This window comes from Marinobacter persicus (assembly GCF_900114155.1).
In the GTDB taxonomy this organism is placed as follows: Bacteria; Pseudomonadota; Gammaproteobacteria; order Pseudomonadales; family Oleiphilaceae; genus Marinobacter; species Marinobacter persicus.
Genome location: NZ_FOSC01000008.1, coordinates 17,862 through 41,019, shown reverse-complemented (window position 1 = coordinate 41,019; position 23,158 = coordinate 17,862). Strand labels below are relative to the sequence as shown.

Below are 23,158 nucleotides of genomic sequence, written 5' to 3'. Positions count from 1 at the left end.
ATGATTTTACTTGGTGTTTCGTTGCAGGTGTTAAAGCGTTTAGTGTTTCAAAGAATCCATGAACAAAAATTAAGTTCGGGTGAAAAATATTATGCTGGTTGATCCAAAGAGTGATCCGAAATCATGGGAGCATTACTTCAAAGACATTTTGAGAAGGCATTATGGTCCATCTAACCTAAAAGATGTCCCAGACTCCTACGGCGGAGATTTTGGAGTAGAGTGCTACACCTTTGGCGGACATGTCTTTCAGTGTTATTTGCCGGAACAGACGTCTGATAAAGAAAAGCTGACTAAAGCCCAAAAAAACAAAATAAGAAAAGATATATATAAATTAACAAACAAAAATCTAAATAGTTTCAAGAAACTGTTTGCAGGTATAAAGATAAATCGGTGGGTTTTAGCGACGTCCGAGTACGTTGACTCCGATGTAGCCCTTTATTGTTCCGCAAAGTCCGTGAAGGTCAGAAAGCTTGATATACCCTTCATATCCGACGATTTTCATATTCTTGTTCAGACGGAAAATGACTACAAGTCTGAGGTTAGGTCCCTAAAAAAAGACGTTTATCAGTTGAATTTAGTATTCGATAAAGTTGAAGGCGACGAGGCTGAGGCTTGGATTGACGATAATTTGGCGTTTTTATATAAGCTGGATTCGAAGCTACCAAAAGTAATTTCGAAAGAAAGGATTCTTAGTATGAAGTCGCATTTAGTGCAAAAATATCTGGAGTTTCAAAATTTAATGGCTCACCTAAGTGTTGAGTGGCCAGAAATAAATAGCTTAATAAGAGATTCAATTGCTAATAGGCGTAGTTACTTAGAATTAAGGTTTCTGACAGATTCAGGAAAGCAAGCTGGTGCAGTTATAGCATCAGAGATGAAAAAATTAGAGGATGATATTCAACGAAAAGTCCCAAGTTTAAAAAAAGACGATATGGAACTGATCCAGCACGGCGTAATTGCTGACTGGCTAATTCGATGTCCACTGGATTTTTAATATGAGTATCGAAGAGTTTTTTGATTTTCCTTTTACCTTCACCAAGCGGAAAGATTTTACGCCATGTGATACTCGCCCGCTTTGGAAGGCAAGCTTGATCATACTGATTTTGGGTGTAGTGGGTAGAAATAATAGCGCCTCTTTGCAAAAAATTCATGTTGCTAACTGGGTAGTGAAAAGCGCGGAGCATTTGAACAGCATTCTTGAGTGGCAGGGCAAAGAAGAAAGGATGCGTCCAAATGTCCGCCTAGAGCCTGCAATAGATCATGTTTTAAATTTTATGATATCAAATAAGATCTTAGAAAAAGAAAATGGCTCTATGTGTTTGACAGAGCTTGGTGTTGAGATATACCAAGAGCTAGATCAAGAAAACGTATTTTGCGATGAGAAAAGGTTTCTTCTGGAATCCAAGAAGTATCTTTCTGAGGCCGCAGTAAAAAGAATTTTTGAAGGAGTCTGATTGTGTCAATGATAATTGATAGGCTGGTAATAGAAGTTCAGACTGCCGATGGACCATATGGCCTCGATCTTACCTTTTCTAAGGGGTTATGTGTACTTCGAGTTGAAAACTCGCACGGAAAGTCGACTTGCGTAAACGCAATAGCCTATGCGCTTGGAATGGAGATGGCTCTGGGTCAACAAACTGCAAAGCCTCCCTTTCCCCCATCACTTCTCAAGACGATACAGGACGAGCAAGGTGCAGAGAAGTTAGTCATATCATCTCATGTGAAGTTACAAGTAACTAACAATGCCGGTCATACTGTTACGCTTAAAAGAAATGTGCTTGGTGCAGACTCTGAATCCATAATAGAGGTTTTTCAGGGTGGTATTGATTCAGTTGAGGGGGAATCTCAAAGACTATTTCTACATCGTGAGGGTGACACAACAAGAGAACTTGGATTTTACTCTTGGTTTTCCAATTTTATGGATTGGAAGCTACCTTTGGTTCCGAATAACGTTGGTGGTGAATATCCTCTTTACCCTCCAGCTTTTTTTCCGCTTTATTTCGTTGAGCAGAAAAAAGGTTGGAGCTCGATACAAGCTACAACGCCATTTCATTTTAATATTCCTCAGGTCAAAAAACGTGCGTTTGAATTTATAATGAATTTAGACGTAAATGATATCATTAAAAGGAAGGCGGCAAACAAAAGCAATATCGATGAAGTACAAAAAAAATGGAGTTTGGATTTTTTCGATATAAGCAATTGCGCGATACGCATTGGAGGTAAGGTCGTAGGAATACAGGAAACACCTAAAGCAAAGTTTGATGCCTACAAACTGGATCTTTTAGTTGAAAGTGGTCGACGCTGGCGTTCATTGTCAAGTGTATTAGACGAAAAACGTATTAAGTTATTTGAGCTTAAGCGAGAGTCTAGTAAAACCGAGAATATAGCGGCTGAAAGCGGAAGCCAAATTAAAGAGTTAAGAAAGCTAAAAGAAGATTTGAGATTCTCCGAAGTGAAATATGATGAGTTCAAAGAAGAGATTGGTTTTCTTATAGATCAAATTAGATCGACCAATATTAGAATTGATGGTTTGATCGACGATAAGAGAAAGTACGAAGATCTTAAGAAGATTAAGTCTTTCAGCTCCTTGAATGGTTTGCCTATTATTGATAACGAATGTCCAACATGCGGTCAGTCCTATGCGGATCACACGTCGGCTTTAACCTGCGATGACGAGCTTATGACCTTAGACGAAAGTCTTGACTTTGTAAAAAGTCAGTTGAAGACTTTTAGAAGTGTTTTGGGCTCTTATAAAAACCAGTTAGGCATAAAGAGAATTGAAGAAAGAAGTTTGGCTGAGTCAATTGATAGGACTGTCAAAGATATTGAGTGGATTGAAGAAGACTTGTATTCTGGCGCGCCTTCAGTCGATGAGACTTTACTGAGAGAAAAAATAAATATTGAGAATCAGATTGGAGAGTTCGAGGCGGCACTTGTCACACTTGCAGAATATAGATCAAAATTTGATAGCCATCATTCTAAATATAGAGAGTTAATCAGAGTTCGGAGATCGTTTCCGGAGCATGGTTTTAGTGTTCGCGACAAGGAAAAACTAACTGCATTGGAAAAGCAAGTAGTAATGTATTTAGAACAATTCGGGTTTTCTAGCTTCTCCGCAGATTTGCTTAGAATTTCTTTTGACAATTACCTTCCAACGAGGGAAGGGTTTGATCTTGGGTTCGACACGTCCGCTAGTGATGGTATTCGGGTAATTTGGAGTTATTTGTTGGCGATATTTAGTTTGAAAGATGAGTTTTATACGAATCACCCTGGGGTCCTTATTTTTGACGAACCAAGGCAGCAAGAAGCTAACCATTTGAGTTTTATTAATTTGCTCAAGGGCGCATCTACAGCTTCAGAAACCGGTCAGATAATATTTGCGACGTCCGAAGAGGAGGAGGTCCTGAAGAAGGGGCTCATTGGATTCGACTATGACCTGATTTCGTTTTCGGCCGCTTTAGGAAAGGTTTTGAGGAAGCTTTAGGGTTCAAGTCTCAATATTTCCGCTAGTATTTATTTGGCGCTGTAAACCTAGTTGAAGTTTTGATTCGGGGAAATAGATCCGAGTCTATGCTCAGGTAAGCGCGCGAGATATTTCTTCATTATTTCGATGATTTTAATTATTTACATTTTTTCTTCTATTATTAAATATTTAATAGTGTAGTTCGAGGTTTTGACGATGGAGTTTCGGGAAATATCAAAAAGAGATGCAATTCATTATTGTACGTGGCAAGAAGATCATTTTTTTGATAGAAAAGCATTTGGTTTGAAAGGTGACAAAGTCCAGCGCATAGCGGTTGCTTTTGCAAACGCGGATGGTGGTGAGTTTGTCGTTGGGGTGTCCGATGAAAAAGAGTCGAATGATCCGAGTATGAGGTGGAAGCCGGTAGATAAAATTGAGAAATTTAACGAGATTATTCAGAATTTGTCGATGCCCGAGCCGACTATAGACTACAGATGCGTTTTTCTGAGACAGAAAGGAGTTCCCGGCTATGTTCTTCATGTGACTATTGAGAAGGGGTTGCAGGTACATGAAACAAGTAGAAAGCAAGTAATTGTGAGAAATGGAGCGCAATCTCAAGAGTTGAAAGGAAATTTAAGAATAGCGGAACTTGCTTATGCTAAGGGACAAAGATCTTACGAAGATATTACCATACCTGACGCCAATATAGATGACCTCGAAGCCTCCGATCATTTAAGAGAATTCGCAAATAATCTTCCTGCTGATAATATTGAGCCGCTTGATGTTCTGTTAAAGCAGAATCTGGTTGATAAGGAGTGGCTGCCACGTGTGGCGGCGATTTTGCTTTTTTCTGATAATCCGTCGGCAATTCTGCCAAAACAATGTGCGATTCGGATTGCTCGTTACAATACTTCGGATGATGATCCCGAGCGTGATGATTTGACTTCTGATGTTTTTTCTATCGAAAAGCCTATTTTTGAGCAAATTGATAGGGCCTACGATAAAATCGTTGAACTTTTAAATGTTCACGAGGTATGGACAATGGATGGTAAGCGTCCAATGAGCTTTCCTAAAGAAACGATTTGGGAATTGCTCGTAAATGCCGTGATTCATCGAGATTATGCAATTTCGGATAATATTTTTGTCGGCGTATTTAATGATCGTATTGAAATACGAAGCCCTGGAAAACTACCTGGTTTTGTGAAAGTTGAAAATATTTTGGAGAATCGTTTTTCAAGGAACTCAAAGTTGGTAAGACTGCTTTCGAGATATCCGACGTCGCCTAACAAGGATTTGGGAGAAGGAGTAAATACGGCTTTTCAGCGAATGATGGCAGTTGGTAAAAAAACACCAGAAATATTAGAGGATGGTAATTTTGTTAAGGTGACTATAAGGCATTGTATGGATGGAGAACCCATCGCTTTGATTAAGATGTTTGCTGAAAAATTTGGTGAGATAAGTAACAGGCAAGCTAGAGATATAACAGGTATAAGAGATTCTTCAAGGATAACGACTATCTTCTCGAAACTAAGAGATGAAGGAATTCTGGTCAAGGATGATTCAGATTTAGCTAAAGGTATAGTTTGGTCTTTAGCCGCAAAGCTATAAAGAAGGAAATTTAACTGACAGAAATGCTTTGCGGAAAACCGGGACAGATCTATTTTTCCGGGCTTTTGATATAGAGAACGTTCTTATCTCGTATTGTCATCTCGAAGAGATCACTGGCTCGGATAAGATCGCTCAGCTTCTTTTACCCGTAGTTTACGGGGGAAAAGATCTGTTATAGAAAACCGGGACAGATCTATTTTCAGCCCCGGTTTTCCCTCACATTGTCGGCTTTTGAAACCAGGTTGCTAAACCAGCGGTATTGATTTGAATAGACTTGGCGTTCGGATCGGGCCTTTTCCTGTGCGCTACACTTCCAGGCAGCAGTTATCTTCTCAACTGTCAGAGTGGGGGAGTCACAATGCCGGGCGCACGGACCTGGAGTCTTCTATGAAACCCGCCCAACACCGCGGCAGTTCTCTTTCCAGCCCTGATTTTACAAGCCTGCAGGGTGTCTGGCGTTCCCAGGGTTATGGCACTGTGTTGCTGATCGAGGAAGATTGGTACACCCTTTTTGAAGAAACCAGCATCAGCTGCCTGAAGATTCATGCGGGCAGTATTGAAGAACTTGGCCACTATTACGATGATTTGGCGGTATCCCCTGGTGGCCAGGCGTTCAGTGCCCATCGGGTAACTGGAGTAGCACGTATCAGCTTCCGTCGCCTGAAAGGGTTGCCCGCCAGTGTCACTGAAAGTCACAGGCACGGGGCAAAGGATCCGCAATACAACTTTGACGTTTTCTGGCGAACCTTTCACGAGCAATACGCCCTGTTTGAACTCAAGGGTGTGGCCTGGGACCGGGCGCATCATGACCATCTTCCCCAGATTAACGCGAACACATCACAGGAAACGCTCTTTGCCATCATGGTTGCGATGCTACGGCCCCTGAAGGATGGCCATATTCGTCTGCATTCACCCTGGGGGCATTACAGGGCAGGTGCCCAGCCGGCGCTCTTCAGGCGGCTGACACGGGAACTTGAAGACGCCAATGATGACCGGGAGCTAACCAGCTACCTGGGCGATCTCAAAGAGTCGGCGCGTGACGTGATCCATGAGGATTATCTCGCAAGTGCCGTTAGCCATGGCGGCAACCGGCTGGTGGAGTGGGGACGCCTTAATGACCTCATCGGTTACCTGAATATCCGGGCCATGGCCGGGCAAAGCGGCAAGTCAGGCAAGCCGGCTGCGGATATCAGTGCGGTCGATAGTGTGATGAAGAGGGTGCTGGCAGACGTTGGCGAGCTCCCCAATCTGGTGATCGATCTTCGCAATAATGGTGGGGGGTACGATGGTGTCGCACTGCGCTTTGCAGCGTACCTGATGGATCGCAAACGGCTGGCTTTCACCAAGTCAGCCCGTCATGGCAATGGCTTCACCGGAAAGCAATCTGTCTATGTCGCGCCTGTTAATGAGACTTACCAGGGCAACCTGTTTGTGCTGACCAGCGAGCTAACGGCCAGTGCCGCAGAAATCTTCGTGCTCTCATTGCTGCAGCATCCCCGCCTTACTCTTATTGGCGAGCCTACCCTGGGCATCCTTTCCGACACGCTCGAGCGCCATCTGCCAAATGGCTGGCACGTGACCTTGTCCAGTGAAATCTACCGGGCCCACGACGGTGAGATATACGAAGATGTCGGCATCCCGCCACACATCCGTCTCAAGTACCTTGGCCGAAAAGGGCGCGAGGAAGGCAAAGACCCGATGCTGGAGCGGGTAATTAAGTTGGTCGGCGGTTTTGCTAGGATGATGACTGTGGGTTCTGAGTGAATAGTGCAGACACAGAGGCAGCATGAAGTATTTCGCTTACGGCTCGAATATGTCACTCCTCAGGTTAAGAGCGAGGGTTCCAAGCGCGGAGCGAATCGGTATGTTCACGCTCGCTGAGCATGCCCTTCGGTTTCATAAGTGGAGCAGGAAAGATAAATCCGCAAAATGCGACGCGCTGTTTACCGGAAATCCGGAGGACTTCGTCATTGGCGCACTGTTTGAGATTCCGCGCGACGAGAAAGGCCCGCTAGACAAGGCTGAGGGCTTGGGCTTCGGTTACGATGAAAAGTGGGTCACGGTTACGGATACTCTCGGCAATTCCCTTGACGCTTTTACCTACTGTGCAACGTCAACGGATCCATCTTTGCTGCCTCACTCCTGGTATTTGAATCACGTCATCGTTGGTGCGAAAGAAACAGGCGTTCCCGCTGACTACCTCGATGCCATTTCAGCCACGCGAAGCCAGGAAGACCCTGATCGAAAACGAGATGCGAGAGAGCGGGCCATCTACGATTAAAAGCGGCTCGCTGGGGTTTCAGAAATGGGGTCGCCCGTAGTTTCGCTGGTGATCGGCGGCCAGTCCCGAACGATTCCAAAGTTGTCTCAAGAATAGCGTCAATATCCGCCAGGGCAGCATCAGTGAAAATAACCTTCCATGGTTTCATTGGCTTCAGGTGTTTCGCTTGTCGTCGATGATCTTGTCTGTGCGCTCGGAGAGGTAAGTGGCGAATTGATCTTGCTGCTCTTCGCCAGTTCATGCTGACGCCCGGTCTTCCTCAATCGTTTCAAGCTTCACCCGAAAACCACAGGCTGCGGCATACTTGTTTAGCGTCTCCCAACTTGGATTACTTCGGCCACGTTCAAGCCTGGAGATGTTGCTTTTATTGGTTCCGAGTTTCTTTGCAACGTCCTCTTGGGTGAGACCCGCTTTTGTTCTCATGGTGATCAGCTGATCAATCAGGCTGAACTCTTCTTGAAGAGCATCATATTCCTGACGAACCTCTGAGTTTTCCAGTGCCTGCTGCTTAAACTGTTTGAAATTCATGATTTCTTGACCTCCTTTAATCGCTCCTTGGCGAGCGCTAGGTCCTTCTTTGGTATCTTCTGACCCTTCTTTACAAAGATATGCAGAACGATAATTCGTTTGCCCTGCATGTAGCAGAAGGTGCCTCTGCCTATTCCTTCCTTGGCTTTTGCGCGGATTTCGAAAAGCTCTTCACCCAGCGGCTTTGTGTGTGGCTCCCCCAGATTCGCCCCATGTTTCTCCATAAGCTCCATCAGCCGAATCATTCTGGCTTGGATCTTTGGTGGCATTCCGGCCAATTCTTCGCCTACCTTCCCGTAGAATTCTATTTCCCAATCCATGGGCCCTCCTTTTCCTTTTAAGTTATCACATATGATAACATTTAGCCACTGCATTGAAAGCTACGGCTGTTTATAATGGCGTGCCGTGAATCACCACAGAGAACCCTATGCCCATCGAAAAGAACCAAGTCGTCCTGTTCCACTACAGCGTTCGTGATGAACAAGGCAACGTTGTTGAAGACTCCCGCAGCGGTGAGCCGAACGCCTATCTCCATGGCCACGGCGGTATTATCAAGGGCCTGGAAGAAGCTCTGGAAGGCCGCGAGGCGGGCGATGTCTTCAGCGTTACCGTCACCCCGGAAAAAGCCTACGGGCCGCGCAAGCCTGATGCCATTCAGCGTGTGCCGATCAAGCATTTGGTGGGTGCCAAGCGCTGGAAGCCGGGCATGATCGCCCAGGTACAAACCGAAAAGGGCCCGCGCCATGTGCTGGTTGCCAAGGTCGGCCACAAATTTGCCGATGTGGACACCAATCACCCGATGGCCGGCAGAACCCTGACCTTCGATATCAACATCCTTGAAGTGCGCGATGCTGATGCGGAAGAGTTAGCCCATGGTCACGCCCATGGGCCAGGCGGGCATCACTGAGGCATGCAAAGCATCTGCTCGGAAGTGGCGTTGTCGGAACTGCTTGAGCCCAGGTCAGCGCAACCTAATAGCACGAGTTGGGCGCGGCGCTCGGGTTGATCTCGTCCGCCACTTCCTCCGGATCGATGCCGTGCCTGTCCAGAACCTCTCGGACAAAGTTCACCTGCTGAAGAATTCTGTCTGCGTCGTCACCATACTCAAAGCGGTTCACTTCCACCGGCTGAGGCATGAAGGTGAAGGCGGTTTTAAGGGCTTTGAGGGTATCGTCGTCTGTCATGGGATGAACTCCTGCAAGTTGGGTTGTGGGCGATTATTCTATATTTCGAGCTACGGGCTTCGACGGAAGTGGTCTTTATCGCCGGTTACCGGGTGAGCGTCAGTCACTCAGATTGAGGCCCATTTCCCAGAAATCGATTTCCAGGCGGGTGGCGTCCCGGAAGATGCGGCCCAGTTGTTCAAACCGCTTTGGAGACACGTCTGCCAGTTGCTCGTTCAGCCAGGCAATTTCTGATTGCATGGCTTCCTGGAATTCGTCGCTTTCGTACATCTCGATCCAGGCATCATAGGGATTGGCTTCGCCACGCCGGGTTTCCTGGCGGGTATTCAGCCAGTTGGCGATTTCGCCGTAGCCCACCATGCAGGGGGACAGGGCCACGTGCAGGTCCAGCAAGTCGCCCCGGTTTCCGGTGTCCAGTACGTAGCGGGTGTAGGCGAGGGTGGCGCGGGCCTCTGGCAATTCGGCCAGTTCCGCCTCTGAAATGCCCCATTCACTGCAGTAACGAATGTGCAGATCCAGCTCGGTGTCCAGAATGGCTTGTAGCCCCTCTTTGGCCTGGCGAAGATCGGACATGGTGGCGCTTTTATAGGCAGCCAGCGCAAAGGCCCGGGCAAACTGGATCAGGAACAGGTAATCCTGTTTCAGGTAATGCCGGAAGGCATCTGGCGCCAGGGAGCCATCACCCAGCTGGCGCACAAAGCGGTGCTCGATGTACGCCTGCCATTCCTCTGGGTAGGCGTTTTTCAGGTCGTCAAATTGATACGTCATGATTGCTTGCTGCTCCCGGTTTGGATAAGCGTTGGGTGTATCATACAGGCGGTTGTCTGACAGGCAATGAGTTGAAGGCTGCTCTCGGCTCTCGGTGTCTGCTTTTGTCATTCGATGAATGTCCAGGCCAATACCCTCGTAATCTTGTTTCCCTGCTTCATCTCTATTTCCCGCACATCAACGGCACCGAGCTTGCGAATCAGCTTCTTTGCAGGCTTAACGTTGTCGGCTTTTGAGACCAGGCTGGTAAACCAGCGGCATTGAGTGGAATACGCCTGGCTTTCTCTGATCAGTTTTTTCAGAAACAGCTGTTCGCCGCCCTTACACCAGAGCTCTGCGCCCAGCCCGCCAAAATTCAGAGAGGGGGAGCCGCGTTTGGCGTTTTGTTCACCGCGGCTACGAGCCAGGTTATTGAGTTTCAGCCGGTTACCTTTGAGCGCTTCATCGAGCGAGGCATGGAAAGGCGGATTACATACGCTGACGTCAAAGAACTCTCCCGGTTGGATGATCCCTTCAAACATGTGGTTTTTATCGTGCTGCATGCGCAGCGTGAAGCGCTCTTTGAGTGTGGGGTTGCTGGCGATAATCCTGGCGACGTTCTCAAGCGACTGGGCGTTAATGTCGCTACCAACGCACTGCCAGCCGTAAATCTGGCAGGCCAGTAGCGGGTAGATGCCGTTGGCTCCAGTGCCTATATCGAGCAGTTTGATCCTGGGCTGTTCAAGGCCGGGTTCAACGCCAAGCAGGTCTGCCATGTGATGGATATAGTCGGCTCTGCCGGGGATTGGCGGGCAAAGTGCGCCCTCTGGAATATCCCAATCGACAATGTTGTAGTGTTGCTTCAATAGCGCGGCGTTGAGCGTTTTTACGGCCAAGGGGTCTGCGAAATCGATGGAAAGGTCGCCATGAGCGTTCGGTTTCACATGGGGCGCCAGTGCTGGGTGGCTTTTTACCAGAGCCGGGAAGTCATAGCCGTGGTTGTGTGAGTTCCTGGGGTGTAGGCCTTTGCGAACGGGTTTTGCCTGGCGTTTTTTGCTTCGATGGAGACTGTTCACAATAATAGGCCCGAGGTTTGGGGTTTCAATAGTAGAGGGGTCTGGCTTGGTTCGTGATTATAATCTTGATTTCTTCCACTCTGCCCCGATGGTCTAAACCAGTAAACAGTCAGAGGCAAATTGATAATGACCGACATTCGACACGTTGTTTGTCCCCATTGCCACAAAGTGAATCGCGTGCCCGCCGACAAGCTGTCATCCGGCGGCAATTGCGGTGCCTGCAAGCAGCCGCTCTGGCCGGACCAGGTTCTGGAGTTGGGAGATCAGAGCTTTGCAGCCCATACAACGCGCAGTGATGTGCCGGTGCTGGTGGATTTCTGGGCCAGCTGGTGTGGCCCCTGCAAGGCGATGGCGCCTCAGTTCGAGCAGGCTGCGAAAGCCTGGCACGGTAAAGTGCGCTTTGCCAAGCTCAATACCGAGCAATCCCCCGGGCCGGCCGGGCAGTTTGGCATCCGCAGCATACCCACGCTGATCCTGTTCCAGAATGGCCGGGAAATAGCGCGCCAGAGCGGCGCCATGAACCAGGCGCAGATCAGCCAGTGGCTGCAATCAAACGGTATGCGGTAGACTCCGCCAAAACCACCAATTCGGCAATGGAGCCATTCATGAGCAATAACGCCTTACAAGAGATTCTCGAACTGGATGGCGAGGAGCGGTACGACTACTTCCTGGATGCTGTTGTTGACGAACGGGACATCTGGATCCTGGTGAATGCGGACAATCAGTTCCTCAAAATGGTTGCCGAGGAAGACGGTGTGGCTTACCTGCCGGTTTGGCCGGGCAGTGAGTTCGCCGAAGAATACGCCGCTGGTACCGATGGTCTTTCGCCGAAGGCGGTATCCATGCCGGATTTCTTCAGAAAATGGGTGCCCGGCCTAACCCGTGATGGTATCGAAGTGGGCGTGTTTCCGGGGGCGGATGAGGAGCTCTGGATCACGGCCCCGGAAGAGCTCAAGAAGGACCTGCAGGAAGTGATGTCCAGCGCATTCTGACCGGACATCGTATGAACCAGGGCTCCGTGCCGGCTAAAGGCAGCAGGCCTTGTATTTCTTGCCGCTGCCACAGGGGCAGCGGTCATTCCGGCCCGGTTTCAACTGGCCTTCGCTGGTGTCACCTTTCAGGTAATACCAGCGCCCGTCTTCCTTGATGAAATCCGATTTTTCTTCCAGAAAACCCCAGCCGCTCCCGGCGCGATAAATCGCCCGAAAGTGCACCATGCCCTGGTTGCCGTCTTCGTGGCTGTCCAGAATCTGCAGTGAGGCCCAGTCCGGCGAGTTGTCCAGGGTCAGGGTGGCCGGCCGGGTATCCGGGTGCCAGGTTGCCTTCAGGTAATCGGCCATCTGCAGCACAAAGGCGGCGTAGCGCGAACGCATCAGGGCTTCGGGCGTGGCAGCGGCCCGGCCTTGGTGCAGCGGCAGACAACACTCGGCGTAGCGGGCACCACTGCCGCAGAGGCAGGGTGCGGATTCGGGGAAGTAGCTCATGGGTACTTATTGCGCCGTGGTTACGTATTTGGACATTAGTCCTTGGACTTGCTCAGGTCTGCGCTTGGTTCCGAGGCATCGGAGTCCTTGTCAACAGTGTAGGCTCCGTTCTGTGTCTCGGCGACCATCCGGGGTTTCTCTCGTGCCGGCATTGGATACAGGTTTTCAAACTCTGAGGCAAAGCTGCTTAGTGTGATGTTGCACGCCAGGCAGATCATCTCGACTTCCAGATACTCTAGTCGCCGCTCACCGCTTTCATACTTGGATACGAAGCTCTGAGGCTTGCCCAGTCGCTCGGCAAGGGCTGCCTGACTAAGTTGTGCCTGCTGCCGTATGGTTCGCAGGGCCTTGCGAAAGGCCTGTTGTCGGTATGTCCACAAAGTATTTGCCATTACGGCACTCTATGGGCAAAATCGGTATATCCCATTTTGGGATATTGGTCCGCGCAAGTTGTTTCTCCGTGGGTCGGAGTCAGCCAGACTAAGGAAGGGTAAGCAGATGGAAAAGACCGGCGACCTCAGCTTCGGTGAGCTTGATGTCAAGAGGGGCCGTAATGGATTGTTGGAAACGTTACCGTTGTTGATGATGGAGGCCCTGTCGTCCATCCAGCAGGGCGAGCACCTTACCGCAATACTGCCGGCAGTGTTACGCGAGGTGGAAAAATATATTCCGACAGCCCGCTGCAAGCTGTATCTTGCCGATGAGTTACTTTGTGCCCAGTCACTGAGTTCGGCTTCCGGCTGGTCGTCGGGAGAGCATTCGGGGATACCTCGTTGGCTGGCCCTCGGAAACGGCGGTGATGCGAGGGCGGGAGATGGGTTCCCCTTGTATTCGTCTGTCGGTAAGTTATCGGGAACCCTTCAGGTATATTGGAAGGGGCCTCCAGACCCGGCCTATGCACCGGTTTTACCCCTGGTCGCCAAGGCATTGGCTGCGCTGGTTGAGCACTTTTGCTTCTGTGCGCAACTAACCCGCAACGCCAGTCACGATGACCTCACCGGCCTGCTCAACCGAAGCGTCTTCTTTGAATTTCTGGAGGCGGAGCTTAACAAGGCGGCCCGGATGCAGACAGCCTTCAGTGTGATGATGATGGATCTTGACCATTTTAAGTCCATTAATGATCGCTACGGTCACGCCACCGGTGATCAGGTGCTGAAGCAGTTTGCCGAGCTGCTGCGTTCTTTGCTGCGCAAGAGTGACATTATTGGTCGGATTGGAGGAGAGGAGTTTGCGGTGATTCTCCCTGACACTCACCGCCAGGCCGCGGCAAAGTTGGCGGGCGAAATTTTGCGCAGGACTGCGGCTCGGGCCGTGATTCAGGGCCGGGATGGCTCCATCAATTTTACCGTCAGTATCGGGATCTCCACGTACCCGGAATTTGCCAACGTCAATGCCCTGATGAGTGAAGCAGACAGGGCTCTGTACCGGGCCAAGAAAAATGGCCGAAATACAGTGGATGTTTATCAGGGACGGGCAAACCATGCTGACTAAAGTTGATGGTGGCGGGAAGGTAGGCGGTTTCAAGGCAAAAAGTTGAATGACGCCAGCGCATCAGCGCTTTGGCCTATTGTGGCAGTGCCTACGGGCAATACTGCGCCGTCAGTCGCGTGATTTAGCCCGGCAGGCCAACGTTGTCTACACTGAATGGAGCGAGCGACGAAGGAGGAACCATCATGCGTTATCTTGCGGCTCTAATGTTAACAGTGTTTTTCGCGGGCAGTGCTTTCGCTTATCAGTGCCCGACGCTGGTTAACCAGATTGATCAGCAACTGCAGTCCGCGCAACTGGATAGTGAAACCAAGACCAGGGCCACTGAACTTCGTGATCGTGGCTCATCGCTTCACAGTGAGGGTAAGCACGGCGAGGCTGTAAAGGTTCTCAATCAGGCGATCAGTGAGCTGGAAGCTGCATCCTGATAACCAACCGCCAGGGCTCCGGGTCCTGGCGGTTGTCACCCTTCATGAAAACAGCAGCAAACCCGGTTTCCCTCGCTCAGCTAAAGACGGCTGCATTTGTTAGTATGGTTCCCTCCATCCTGAACCCGATGTAGCCGGCAAAATGAACGCCCCCTTCACACTGCGCCCCTACCAGCAGGAGGCGGTTGATGCCACGTTGCGGCACTTCCGCCAGTCCGACGAATCCGCCGTCATTGTGCTGCCCACCGGCGCGGGTAAAAGCCTGGTCATTGCCGAGCTGGCGCGCCTTGCCCGGCGCAGGATTCTGGTGCTGACACACGTAAAAGAGCTGGTGGAGCAGAACCACGCCAAGTACGAGAGTTACGGGTTAGCGGGCGGTATCTTCTCGGCCGGGTTGAAGCGCAAGGACAGCGGGCATCAGGTGACCTTTGCCAGCGTGCAGTCAGTATCGGCGAATCTGGAGCAGTTCCAGGACGAATACTCGCTGGTGATCATTGATGAGTGTCATCGGGTGAGCGGAGAGGACACCAGCCAGTATCAGCGCATCATCGAGTTGCTGCGTCAGCAGAACGATTCCCTCAAGGTGCTCGGGCTTACCGCCACTCCCTATCGCCTGGCCATGGGCTGGATCTATCGTTACCACTACCGGGGCTTTGTGCGCGGCGACGAAGGCAAGCCCTTCCAGCACTGCATTTACGAGCTGCCGCTGAGTTTCATGATCAACCGGGGCTATCTCACCAGACCCGAACTGGTGAACGCGGCGGTGGCGCAATACGATTTCTCCGCACTGCCCAGTGATCGCTTCGGCGAATACGCCGAGAAAGATGTCAACCGGCTGCTGAGCAAGCACAAGCGGGTGACCCGGGCCATCATCGAGCAGGTGGTGGAGCTGGCGGCCGAGCGCAAAGGGGTGATGATTTTTGCCGCCACGGTGGACCATGCGAAGGAGATCACCGGCTACCTGCCGGAACACGAAACCGCTCTGGTCACCGGTAGCACGGACACGAAGGAGCGGACGCAGCTGATCCACCGCTTCAAACGGCGGCAGTTGAAGTACCTGGTGAACGTATCTGTGCTTACCACCGGTTTTGATGCGCCCCATGTGGATTTCATCGCCATTCTCCGACCCACCCAGTCGGTCAGTCTGTACCAGCAGATTGTGGGCCGGGGGCTCCGGCTGGATGAGGGCAAGCGGGATTGCCTCGTGATCGATTACGCGGGCAACAGCGTGAACCTGCACCACCCGGAGGTGGGCGAGCCCAAACCCAACCCGGACAGCGAGCCGGTGCAGGTGTTCTGCCCGGGCTGTGGCTTTGCCAATATTTTCTGGGGCAAAACCGACAGTGATGGCCGAGTGGTTGAGCATTATGGGCGACGTTGTCAGGGGCTGATCGGGGCAGCGGAAGGGGAGGAGCCCGCCCTGCAGAATGGCTGCCCGGAGCAGTGCGATTACCGGTTCCGGTTCAAGGAATGCCGCCATTGCGGTGCCGAGAATGATATTGCGGCCCGCAAGTGCCATCAGTGCCAAGGCGCGATCATTGATCCGGACGATCAGTTAAAAGATGCTCTGAAGCTGAAAGATGCCATGGTGATTCGCTGTGCCGGGATCACGCTGAACGCGGCTGGCAGCAAGCTGAAAATAATTTACCACGGCGAGGATGGCGAAGAGCTCGGCGAGTCGTTTGATTTCAGCAAACCCGCTCAGCGTACCGTGTTCAACAGGCTGTTCGGGCGCCGGTTCGCCAACAGCCAGGCCCCGAAAACCTTCGGCACGGCGGACGAGGTTCTGGAAATGCAGGCGCTGTTGTCAGCCCCGGATTTTGTGATCGCCCGCAAACAAAAGCACTACTGGCAGGTGCAGGAGCGGATTTTTGATTACCAGGGGAACTACCGTAAGGCGTATGAAACCTGAAGCCTCGGTCTGTTAATGCGAGCTCGGCCGGAATACCAATAGCTGGTTGTTGGCGGGCATGCCGTGTTTTTCCGCAAGCCGCATTCCCGCCGATTCCGCCAGGGCGCTGAGATCGGCCAGATCCCGGATGCCCATGTGGGCGGCCTGAGCTCTCAGGTTCTGGTCAAATCGCCGGTTGCTGTCGCTGGTGTATGTTCCCTGCTCGTTGAACGGGCCGTACAGGCAAAACGCGCCACCGGCTGCCAGGCGCTTGCCAATGCCATGGAACATTTTTTCCACTTCGGGCCAGGCCATGATGTGGGCGGTGTTGGCGGAGAAGGCCCATTGGAAAACATCGACTGGCCAGTTGGTAGCTCCCACGTCCAGCGCAATCATGGGCAGGATGTTGGGCAGCGCGGCCTGTTCCAGCCGTTCATGGCACAAGTGAGCCGAGTCCGGATGGTCGCTCGGTTGCCATTGCAGGTGGGGCATGGCGCTGGCGAAATGCACCGCGTGTTGCCCGGTGAGTGTGCCGATTTCCAGAACCTTGCCGGGGGCCACGAAGACCTCCCGCAGCCGCGCCAGAATCGGGGCCTTGTTGTTTTCGCAGGCCTGGGAAAAGGGCAGGTTGTTGGTCATTGGGCAAACGTCTCCGTCATTGGGGGAGTTTCCATGCTCTCCGAAGTCTGTCCTGGATACAACGCTTTCAAGGTGCCGCCGGCGGCTTAATCCTCGTAAATCATTTTGCGGGTCATACCGCCGTCGATGACGAAGTTCTGGCCCGTTACAAAGCGCGCCTCTGGTGACACCAGGTACGCCACCATGGCGGCCACATCTTCCGGTGTGCCCACGCGGCCGCTGGGGTGCTGGTTGCGGTCGGAAGCCGACAGGGGCTCGGGGTTGGCGGGTGCATTGGCCTGCCAGGCACGAACGTCGATCCAGCCCGGGCTGATGCTGTTGGCTCGCACATCCGGGCCCAGACTGATGGCCAGGGAGTGGGTGAGGGCAATCAGGCCGCCTTTGCTGGCGGCGTAAGCCTCGCAGTTCGGTTCCGACTGCAGGGCGCGGGTGGACGCGATATTGACGATGCTGCCCTGGTTTTTGCGCAGGTGCGGCACCGTGTGCTTGGCCATCAGGAAGGCGCCGGTCAGGTTTACATCGATTCGCCGCTGCCATTCGGAAAGCTCCAGTGTTTCTATTGGCCCGGTTTCCGGGTCTGGGATTCCCGCGTTATTGACCAGCGCGTCCAGCCGTACGGCCCATTCCATCGCCTCTGCCAAGGCGCGGATCACGTCCGGCTCCCGGGAGACATCCACGGTTATCAGGCTCAGGTTGTCCGGTTCGCCGAGATCCTGCCGGCAGGCCTCGATAGCCTCTGCATCCCGGTCAAGGACCGCCACGCGCCACCCCTTGTTCAGAAAATGGCTGGCAATGCCTTTGCCAATGCCCTGGGCGCCGCCGGTAATCAGGATGGCTGGGGGTTGCTGGGTCATGTTTGTTCTCTCCAGAGTTATAAGTGGTCGCTATCGACTCAGTAAGCGCTCATTCGCCTGTCCGCTGGCGCAAGTGAAGACAGATCTGAGCTCTTGCGCTAAGGTAGAAGCCCGCATAGCTATGCGTGTTCAAAATGTTAGGGAGGACTGATGATTGCTGTGCTTCTCTTTCCTTCCTACAGATCTTTTACCCTGACCGTTTCTTTCTGGTTGATCCATAGTTGGTTCGGCTGATTTTGTGAATGTTTCAGTATATTTGAGGTGATTTGTGGTTCAAAAAATATTCGCGATCGCTTTGGTAGTGTTGTTGTCCGGTTGTGCATCAACGTATAAGCATTCGGAACTCAAGCAAGCCAGCGAACAGCTTGACCCTTCCCGGGGTGTCTTGATAGCCGTGCCGGAAGATGGTTGGTATGGAGATACCCGATACCAGCGTTCGGGGCAAATGACTGCTAACGCTGCCCTTGCGGCATTTTCTAAGAATGCCAAGAAAGTGGACCTGACTGACCGTTGTGAAGGGGCAGAATGTCTCGAAGAAATTGATAGCCAGGAGTACGGTTATTTTGTCGAGCCGATTATTCTTCACTGGGAAGACCGGGCTACCGAGTGGTCGGGAAAGCCGGACAGAATTGAGATTCAGCTTATTGTTTACAGCACGGCTACCAACCGGCAGGTGGCGAATTCCTCCTTTACCGGGAAAAGTTCCTGGTTCACCTTCGGTGGTGATCATCCGCAAGATTTGTTGGCAAAGCCTGCGGATGAGTTTGTTCGGGGTTTATATCGATAAGAAGCTGCAGCCAGTCGGTTATTGTTTACGAGAAGGAATCGCGTTCCATGAACTCTGCAGAAACCAGAGCTCAATTTCAGAAGGATCTTGATGAGATTTGCCGATCATTAATTCGTGCTTACCGCCTCGAATTCACCGAGGCGGTAAGTAATCTTGCTGACCCTTTGTGCCGTTGGTTGGATTTCAGACTTCGTTATATAGACCCTATCCCGCGAACTGTTTTCTTGTCGACAAAATTTCCGAAAAGGCTGCCCGAAGCGGTGGCTCAAGGCCTAGACGAGCTTAAAAGAAAAATACAAGTTGGTGAGGATGTTAATGGGTATCAATCAAAAACATTGATCCGTTTTCACGACTTTAGCGGCAAAAAACACTCAAAGCGAACCGATTTGCTCTGGGCTGACTGGGGCATCATGCATCTACATATAACCGACCTACCAATTCCAGAAGGCCAGTTTTTTTCAGATAGAAAGTGCAGTTCAGGAGAGTCCTGGTTGTTGTTTTGTCTTGTTGCTGGTGACACGGTCGGCTTTATTGATGTCCGTCCCCATGACGATGCTGATTTATTCCAAGATAAGGATCTGATTTTGACGGTTAGGCAGAGTTGGCCTGACTACCTTGATCAGTTCAAACTGCACGGCTTGATCGGAAGCGAAGAAAATCTGACCGCTACGGAGATTGCTACCCTGCGAAGAAATGGAATTAACCCGCCATTATCTTTGGGCGATGAGATGTTCATGGGCCCCGGAATGGGCATAGCTTCTTCGGTTACACCTGCGATTGTAACGGACCGTGAAATTCGCGTGCGGGATTGGGTCGATAGGCTGGCCGATGCAGTTGCTGACGAAGATGAAATAGTATGGCGTGAACTACGGGCTCGGGATGTCAAAAAACCAGAGTTTTCTTTGATCCGATTAACTCAAGGTCTGGCGGTCTATGAGGAGAGCATTAAGACCGCATTTGCCTTCAATTTTAAGTCTGAGGCAGATGCGTACAGTCAGGAAATGGTTTCCCTGATTTACCCTTTCTGGGCTCGCCATGTAATTGATTAAAAGTTGTATTCGACAGAGATTCACCACAACACCAGGGAGTCCCCCCGCTTGGAAGCCATCGCACAACCTTATGCAGTAAACAGCTTTCTCAAACGCTGGCAGGGTAATTCCGGCAGTGAGCGTTCGAATTTTCAATCTTTCATGCGCGACTTGTGCACGCTGCTAGACCTGCCGCTGCCAGACCCCGGCCATAGTGATACTGGCCAGAATTCGTACGTGTTTGAGCGATTTATTGCGTCTGCCCGAGTTGATGGCAATACCGATAACCGGTATATCGATTTGTACCGGCGGGATTGCTTTGTTCTGGAAGGGAAACAAACGGGAAAAGAGCTTGCGTCTCGCAGCCACCAGAATGCGATCAATGCGGCGGTGGCGCAGGCGGAACGCTATGTGCGTGGATTGCCCCAAGAAGAAGTGGAGCACGGCCGGCCGCCGTTTATTGTGGTGGTGGATGTTGGCAACGCCATTTACCTGTATTCGGAGTTCACCCGAACCGGCGGTAACTACGTCCCCTTTCCAGATCCGCGCCATTATGAGGTCCGACTGGAAGATTTGCACAAACCTGAGATTCAGCATCGGTTGCGCCAGCTATGGCTGCAACCTGAACAGTTGGATCCCAGTAAACACGCTGCGAAGGTTACCCGCCAGGTCAGTGCCAAGCTGGCTGCGTTGGCTAAGTCACTGGAGCTGAACGGTTACGATGTGGAGCGTGTAGCCAGCTTTCTTAAACGCTGTCTGTTCACCATGTTTGCCGAAGACGTGGAGTTACTCCCAAGATCGTCCTTTCACGATTTGCTGGTCGACATCAAAGAACGTAACCCCGAAGCTTTTCCCCACGCCTTGAAGGCGCTCTGGGAAACCATGAACACCGGTGGTTATAGCGAACGGTTGATGCAAACCATCAAGCGTTTTAACGGTGGCTTGTTCAAAGATATTGACCCAATTCCGTTGAACGTTCAGCAAATCCAATTGCTGATCGACGCGGCAGCAGCAGACTGGCGCTTTGTTGAACCTGCCATCTTTGGCACCTTGCTGGAGCGGGCGCTTGATCCCCGTGAACGCCACAAACTGGGCGCCCATTACACGCCACGGGCTTATGTCGAACGCCTGGTCAAGCCCACACTCATTGAACCCTTGCGCGAACAGTGGGGAGACATTCGTGGTGCTGCTGAAACTCTGTTGCGCCAGGGCAAGACCGACAAAGCGCTGCAGCAAGTTCAGGCGTTTCACTATCAACTCTGCGAAACCCGTGTGCTGGACCCGGCCTGTGGCAGCGCGAACTTTCTGTACGTGGCGCTGGAACATATGAAGCGTCTGGAGGGCGAAGTGCTGGGTTTCATCTCCGAATTGACCCAGGGGCAGGGCGTTCTGGAAAGTGAAGGGCTGACGGTAGATCCTCACCAATTCCTTGGCCTGGAAATAAACCCGCGTGCTGCCCAGATTGCCGAACTGGTGTTGTGGATTGGTTACTTGCAGTGGCACTACCGCCTGAATGACTGGCTGGATTTGCCCGAGCCAATCCTGCGCGATTTCAAAAACATTGAGTGCCGTGACGCCTTGATTGAGTATGACAGCCGCGAACCGGAACTGAATGAAAAAGGCGAGCCGGTGACCATCTGGGATGGCATCAGTATGAAAGTCAGTCCCACAACTGGTGAACTGATCCCGGATGAAACCGGGCGCGCGACGGTGTACCGCTACCATAACCCGCGCAAAGTCCAGTGGCCGAAAGCGGACTATATTGTGGGGAACCCGCCGTTTATTGGTGAGAAACGGATGCGGGATGCCTTGGGCGACGGTTATACACATGCTGTGCGTGGTGTCTATTCAGAATTACCCGCCTGTGACTTCGTTATGTATTGGTGGCATAAAGCCGCAGAGCTTGTTGCTGATGGCGCTGTGAGGCGATTTGGTTTTATCACTACTAACAGTATTGGCCAAACCAAGAGCCGAGGCGTGACATCACGTCACCTTGATAATGATGCACATATCCGGCTGGCTATTCCTGATCATCCTTGGGTAGATGGAAACGATGGCGCTGCAGTGCGGATTGCTATGACAGTTGTATCGCCGGGAAAGGGAGCTGGTTCTCGCCTTAAAGTTACAAGCGAAATGGCAACAGCTGATGGTGATGCCCGGCAGGTTACCTTCTCTGCAACTCATGGCGTAATTTTCGCTGACCTTGGAGTCGGAGCTGCTTTGGTGGAAGCTGCAAAGCTCGAAAGCAACGATGGTCTGGTGTTCCAAGGAGTCAAGTTAGTCGGAGACGGTTTTTTGGTTTCGCCAGAGCAGCGTAGTAAATGGGTTTCAGAACGACCCGAGCTCCGTCACTTTCTTCCCAGGTTGGTCGCCGGTAGCGACCTGACTAGGCGTCGGGCGCCACGCTACTGCATTGATTTTTACGGTTATGATTCTGAATCGGCGCGCAGAGCATTTCCATCCGGGTTCCAGAAAATACTATCTGATGTAAAACCATTTAGAGACGAAGTTAGACGTAAAGGTCATCGCGAAAAATATTGGTTGTATGGTGAAACTCGCCCAGCCATGAGAAGAGCTTTGCACGGATTGCGAAAATACATCGTCACAAGTGAAGTCTCAAAGCATCGAATTTTCACGTTCCTCGATAAAGGCGAAGCTTTGGCTGATGGCTCTCTGGCGGTTTTGGCGTTTGATAATGCTGCGTTGTTCGGCGTTTTATCCAGTCGCCTACATGTCTGTTGGGCCTTGGCTCAGGGTGGACGCATGGGTGCAGGAAATGACTCACGCTGGCAAAATGGTCCTTGTTTTCTGAATTTTCCCTTTCCCGAGTTTTCTGACGAGTTGGGTGACAAGATCCGTCACTTGGCTAACCGTATTGATGCTCACCGAAAGCAGCAACAGGCTGACTACCCGCTGCTCACTCTGACCAACATCTATAACGTTCTCGAGAGGTTGAACGCTGGTGAGCCTATCCATGATAAACCGAAAGAAAAGGAAACCTACGAGCAAGGTCTGGTAGAGCTCCTCAAGGAGCTCCACGACGATCTCGACCGAGCCGTATTCGAAGCCTACGGCTGGCCCGACCTCGCCGATAAGTTGGTTGGCCGCCCCGGCGCAACTATGCCGCTCCCGAACAAACCGGCGGAGCAGGCTGAGGCTGAAGAAGAATTGTTGATGCGTCTGGTGGAGTTGAACAAACAGCGGGCACAGGAAGAGGCTCAAGGCATCGTACGCTGGCTGCGTCCGGAATATCAGGCACCGGATGCCGTTCAGCAGGAAGTAGATGTTGCCCCGAAACAGGCTGCTGTCAAACAGGAGACTGCTGGGAGCAAGGGTAAGGTTGCCTTTCCAAAAACCATTCCGGAACAACTGCGTGTTTTGCGAGAAGCGCTGGCAGAGCGAGCCCACACTACGGAAAGCCTGTCCGAACTTTTTAAGCGGAAGCCTAGGAAATCTGTAGAGGAAGGTCTGCAATCGTTGGCGGCAGTTGGTGTTGCCGAATATGAGCCAGATTCTGACACTTGGCATGTTGTGTAAAGGCTTCCAGCGTCTGCCAGTTGGGTAGCTATCAGCGCCCAGCTCCAATCATGGCCAGAATGGTAGCCAAACAGGCCGCCATGATCCGCTGCCATGGCAACCAAAGGTTCCCATGCGCCGAGGCCTCCGGTATGG

The 23,158-nt window shown here is 51.4% G+C and carries 24 protein-coding genes; 15 read left to right on the top strand and 9 right to left on the bottom strand.

The window, feature by feature from the left end; all coding sequences use genetic code 11:
- Positions 1-91: 91 nt before the first annotated feature.
- The 6 genes from BMZ63_RS09805 (at position 92) to BMZ63_RS09780 (ending at position 7,352) form a co-directional block, all read left to right on the top strand.
- A complete protein-coding gene (locus BMZ63_RS09805; RefSeq protein ID WP_227663641.1) occupies positions 92-994 on the top strand; it encodes a hypothetical protein in 903 nt (300 codons plus the stop codon).
- A gap of 1 nt (position 995) precedes the next feature.
- The gene (locus BMZ63_RS09800; RefSeq protein WP_091705008.1) at positions 996-1,454 is read left to right on the top strand and encodes a hypothetical protein; all 459 of its coding nucleotides are present in this window, start codon (positions 996-998) and stop codon (positions 1,452-1,454) included.
- A 2-nt stretch (positions 1,455-1,456) separates the two neighbouring features.
- On the top strand, positions 1,457-3,484 hold the full coding sequence (locus BMZ63_RS09795; protein ID WP_091705006.1) for a hypothetical protein: 2,028 nt from the start codon (positions 1,457-1,459) through the stop codon (positions 3,482-3,484).
- 195 nt (positions 3,485-3,679) lie between these two features.
- Positions 3,680-5,071, top strand: coding sequence for an RNA-binding domain-containing protein (locus tag BMZ63_RS09790; RefSeq protein WP_091705004.1), 1,392 nt, complete (start codon positions 3,680-3,682; stop codon positions 5,069-5,071).
- A gap of 477 nt (positions 5,072-5,548) precedes the next feature.
- Positions 5,549-6,835, top strand: a complete 1,287-nt coding sequence (locus BMZ63_RS09785; protein ID WP_177187060.1) for a S41 family peptidase — start codon at positions 5,549-5,551, stop codon at positions 6,833-6,835.
- Positions 6,836-6,857: 22 nt separating this feature from the next.
- Entirely contained in the window at positions 6,858-7,352 is a 495-nt protein-coding gene (locus tag BMZ63_RS09780) for a gamma-glutamylcyclotransferase family protein (RefSeq protein ID WP_091704999.1), read from the top strand.
- A 237-nt stretch (positions 7,353-7,589) separates the two neighbouring features.
- On the opposite strand, the gene BMZ63_RS09775 is transcribed toward BMZ63_RS09780, so the two are convergent.
- Together BMZ63_RS09775 and BMZ63_RS09770 are read right to left on the bottom strand one after the other, a co-directional pair.
- A complete protein-coding gene (locus BMZ63_RS09775; RefSeq protein WP_091704996.1) occupies positions 7,590-7,880 on the bottom strand; it encodes a helix-turn-helix domain-containing protein in 291 nt (96 codons plus the stop codon).
- Positions 7,877-8,200, bottom strand: coding sequence for a type II toxin-antitoxin system RelE/ParE family toxin (locus tag BMZ63_RS09770; protein WP_091704994.1), 324 nt, complete (start codon positions 8,198-8,200; stop codon positions 7,877-7,879). Before BMZ63_RS09770 ends, BMZ63_RS09775 begins: the two co-directional genes overlap by 4 nt.
- A 107-nt stretch (positions 8,201-8,307) precedes the next feature.
- Here BMZ63_RS09770 and BMZ63_RS09765 point away from each other — a divergent pair, with 107 nt between their 5' ends.
- Positions 8,308-8,787, top strand: a complete 480-nt coding sequence (locus tag BMZ63_RS09765) for an FKBP-type peptidyl-prolyl cis-trans isomerase (protein WP_091704990.1) — start codon at positions 8,308-8,310, stop codon at positions 8,785-8,787.
- Between the two features lie 64 nt (positions 8,788-8,851).
- Here the strand turns inward: BMZ63_RS09765 and BMZ63_RS09760 are convergent, their stop codons facing one another.
- From BMZ63_RS09760 to rlmF, 3 genes are all read right to left on the bottom strand, one after another.
- The gene (locus tag BMZ63_RS09760; RefSeq protein ID WP_091704988.1) at positions 8,852-9,064 is read right to left on the bottom strand and encodes a penicillin-binding protein; all 213 of its coding nucleotides are present in this window, start codon (positions 9,062-9,064) and stop codon (positions 8,852-8,854) included.
- Between the two features lie 99 nt (positions 9,065-9,163).
- Complete coding sequence (gene tenA, locus BMZ63_RS09755; RefSeq protein WP_091704986.1) at positions 9,164-9,832, bottom strand: thiaminase II; 669 nt, start codon at positions 9,830-9,832, stop codon at positions 9,164-9,166.
- Between the two features lie 107 nt (positions 9,833-9,939).
- Positions 9,940-10,887 carry a 23S rRNA (adenine(1618)-N(6))-methyltransferase RlmF gene (gene rlmF, locus BMZ63_RS09750; protein WP_091704984.1) on the bottom strand — a complete coding sequence of 316 codons (948 nt, stop codon included), beginning with the start codon at positions 10,885-10,887 and terminating at the stop codon, positions 9,940-9,942.
- Positions 10,888-11,013: 126 nt separating this feature from the next.
- Between rlmF and trxC the strand changes: the two genes are divergently transcribed.
- Entirely contained in the window at positions 11,014-11,454 is a 441-nt protein-coding gene (gene trxC / locus BMZ63_RS09745) for a thioredoxin TrxC (RefSeq protein WP_091704981.1), read from the top strand.
- 38 nt (positions 11,455-11,492) lie between these two features.
- Positions 11,493-11,879 carry a DUF2750 domain-containing protein gene (locus BMZ63_RS09740; protein ID WP_091704979.1) on the top strand — a complete coding sequence of 129 codons (387 nt, stop codon included), beginning with the start codon at positions 11,493-11,495 and terminating at the stop codon, positions 11,877-11,879.
- Between the two features lie 33 nt (positions 11,880-11,912).
- Here the strand turns inward: BMZ63_RS09740 and BMZ63_RS09735 are convergent, their stop codons facing one another.
- Both BMZ63_RS09735 and BMZ63_RS09730 read right to left on the bottom strand, forming a co-directional pair.
- Positions 11,913-12,371, bottom strand: a complete 459-nt coding sequence (locus tag BMZ63_RS09735) for a YchJ family protein (protein WP_091704976.1) — start codon at positions 12,369-12,371, stop codon at positions 11,913-11,915.
- Positions 12,372-12,406: 35 nt separating this feature from the next.
- Complete coding sequence (locus BMZ63_RS09730; RefSeq protein ID WP_091705350.1) at positions 12,407-12,763, bottom strand: helix-turn-helix domain-containing protein; 357 nt, start codon at positions 12,761-12,763, stop codon at positions 12,407-12,409.
- Between the two features lie 106 nt (positions 12,764-12,869).
- Here BMZ63_RS09730 and BMZ63_RS09725 point away from each other — a divergent pair, with 106 nt between their 5' ends.
- From BMZ63_RS09725 to radD, 3 genes are all read left to right on the top strand, one after another.
- Positions 12,870-13,862, top strand: a complete 993-nt coding sequence (locus BMZ63_RS09725) for a GGDEF domain-containing protein (protein ID WP_177187059.1) — start codon at positions 12,870-12,872, stop codon at positions 13,860-13,862.
- 182 nt (positions 13,863-14,044) lie between these two features.
- A complete protein-coding gene (locus BMZ63_RS09720; RefSeq protein WP_091704970.1) occupies positions 14,045-14,287 on the top strand; it encodes a hypothetical protein in 243 nt (80 codons plus the stop codon).
- A 142-nt stretch (positions 14,288-14,429) separates the two neighbouring features.
- Entirely contained in the window at positions 14,430-16,199 is a 1,770-nt protein-coding gene (gene radD, locus BMZ63_RS09715; protein WP_091704967.1) for a DNA repair helicase RadD, read from the top strand.
- Positions 16,200-16,211: 12 nt separating this feature from the next.
- On the opposite strand, the gene BMZ63_RS09710 is transcribed toward radD, so the two are convergent.
- Together BMZ63_RS09710 and BMZ63_RS09705 are read right to left on the bottom strand one after the other, a co-directional pair.
- Positions 16,212-16,817: a DUF938 domain-containing protein gene (locus BMZ63_RS09710; protein WP_091704965.1), complete on the bottom strand. Its 606-nt coding sequence runs from the start codon at positions 16,815-16,817 to the stop codon at positions 16,212-16,214.
- Positions 16,818-16,903: 86 nt separating this feature from the next.
- Positions 16,904-17,671 (bottom strand): SDR family oxidoreductase, encoded by a 768-nt coding sequence (locus BMZ63_RS09705; protein WP_091704962.1) that lies wholly within the window; start codon positions 17,669-17,671, stop codon positions 16,904-16,906.
- Between the two features lie 268 nt (positions 17,672-17,939).
- Between BMZ63_RS09705 and BMZ63_RS09700 the strand changes: the two genes are divergently transcribed.
- The 3 genes from BMZ63_RS09700 to BMZ63_RS09690 are packed head-to-tail and all read left to right on the top strand — an operon-like array spanning position 17,940 to position 23,023.
- Complete coding sequence (locus tag BMZ63_RS09700; protein ID WP_091704958.1) at positions 17,940-18,458, top strand: DUF4823 domain-containing protein; 519 nt, start codon at positions 17,940-17,942, stop codon at positions 18,456-18,458.
- A gap of 47 nt (positions 18,459-18,505) precedes the next feature.
- The gene (locus BMZ63_RS09695; protein ID WP_091704955.1) at positions 18,506-19,507 is read left to right on the top strand and encodes a hypothetical protein; all 1,002 of its coding nucleotides are present in this window, start codon (positions 18,506-18,508) and stop codon (positions 19,505-19,507) included.
- Between the two features lie 48 nt (positions 19,508-19,555).
- Complete coding sequence (locus tag BMZ63_RS09690) at positions 19,556-23,023, top strand: class I SAM-dependent DNA methyltransferase (protein WP_091704952.1); 3,468 nt, start codon at positions 19,556-19,558, stop codon at positions 23,021-23,023.
- Positions 23,024-23,158: the final 135 nt, after the last annotated feature.

Coding starts and splice junctions, on each gene's coding strand:
- BMZ63_RS09695 (WP_091704955.1), top strand. CDS start 18,506: ATGAACTCTGCAGAAACCAGAGCTCAATTTCAGAAGGATCTTGATGAG.
- BMZ63_RS09705 (WP_091704962.1), bottom strand. CDS start 17,671: ATGACCCAGCAACCCCCAGCCATCCTGATTACCGGCGGCGCCCAGGGC.
- BMZ63_RS09760 (WP_091704988.1), bottom strand. CDS start 9,064: ATGACAGACGACGATACCCTCAAAGCCCTTAAAACCGCCTTCACCTTC.
- BMZ63_RS09735 (WP_091704976.1), bottom strand. CDS start 12,371: ATGAGCTACTTCCCCGAATCCGCACCCTGCCTCTGCGGCAGTGGTGCC.
- BMZ63_RS09710 (WP_091704965.1), bottom strand. CDS start 16,817: ATGACCAACAACCTGCCCTTTTCCCAGGCCTGCGAAAACAACAAGGCC.
- trxC (WP_091704981.1), top strand. CDS start 11,014: ATGACCGACATTCGACACGTTGTTTGTCCCCATTGCCACAAAGTGAAT.
- radD (WP_091704967.1), top strand. CDS start 14,430: ATGAACGCCCCCTTCACACTGCGCCCCTACCAGCAGGAGGCGGTTGAT.
- BMZ63_RS09720 (WP_091704970.1), top strand. CDS start 14,045: ATGCGTTATCTTGCGGCTCTAATGTTAACAGTGTTTTTCGCGGGCAGT.
- BMZ63_RS09780 (WP_091704999.1), top strand. CDS start 6,858: ATGAAGTATTTCGCTTACGGCTCGAATATGTCACTCCTCAGGTTAAGA.
- BMZ63_RS09725 (WP_177187059.1), top strand. CDS start 12,870: ATGGAAAAGACCGGCGACCTCAGCTTCGGTGAGCTTGATGTCAAGAGG.
- BMZ63_RS09765 (WP_091704990.1), top strand. CDS start 8,308: ATGCCCATCGAAAAGAACCAAGTCGTCCTGTTCCACTACAGCGTTCGT.
- BMZ63_RS09740 (WP_091704979.1), top strand. CDS start 11,493: ATGAGCAATAACGCCTTACAAGAGATTCTCGAACTGGATGGCGAGGAG.
- BMZ63_RS09790 (WP_091705004.1), top strand. CDS start 3,680: ATGGAGTTTCGGGAAATATCAAAAAGAGATGCAATTCATTATTGTACG.
- BMZ63_RS09805 (WP_227663641.1), top strand. CDS start 92: ATGCTGGTTGATCCAAAGAGTGATCCGAAATCATGGGAGCATTACTTC.
- BMZ63_RS09770 (WP_091704994.1), bottom strand. CDS start 8,200: ATGGATTGGGAAATAGAATTCTACGGGAAGGTAGGCGAAGAATTGGCC.
- BMZ63_RS09730 (WP_091705350.1), bottom strand. CDS start 12,763: ATGGCAAATACTTTGTGGACATACCGACAACAGGCCTTTCGCAAGGCC.
- BMZ63_RS09775 (WP_091704996.1), bottom strand. CDS start 7,880: ATGAATTTCAAACAGTTTAAGCAGCAGGCACTGGAAAACTCAGAGGTT.
- tenA (WP_091704986.1), bottom strand. CDS start 9,832: ATGACGTATCAATTTGACGACCTGAAAAACGCCTACCCAGAGGAATGG.
- BMZ63_RS09800 (WP_091705008.1), top strand. CDS start 996: ATGAGTATCGAAGAGTTTTTTGATTTTCCTTTTACCTTCACCAAGCGG.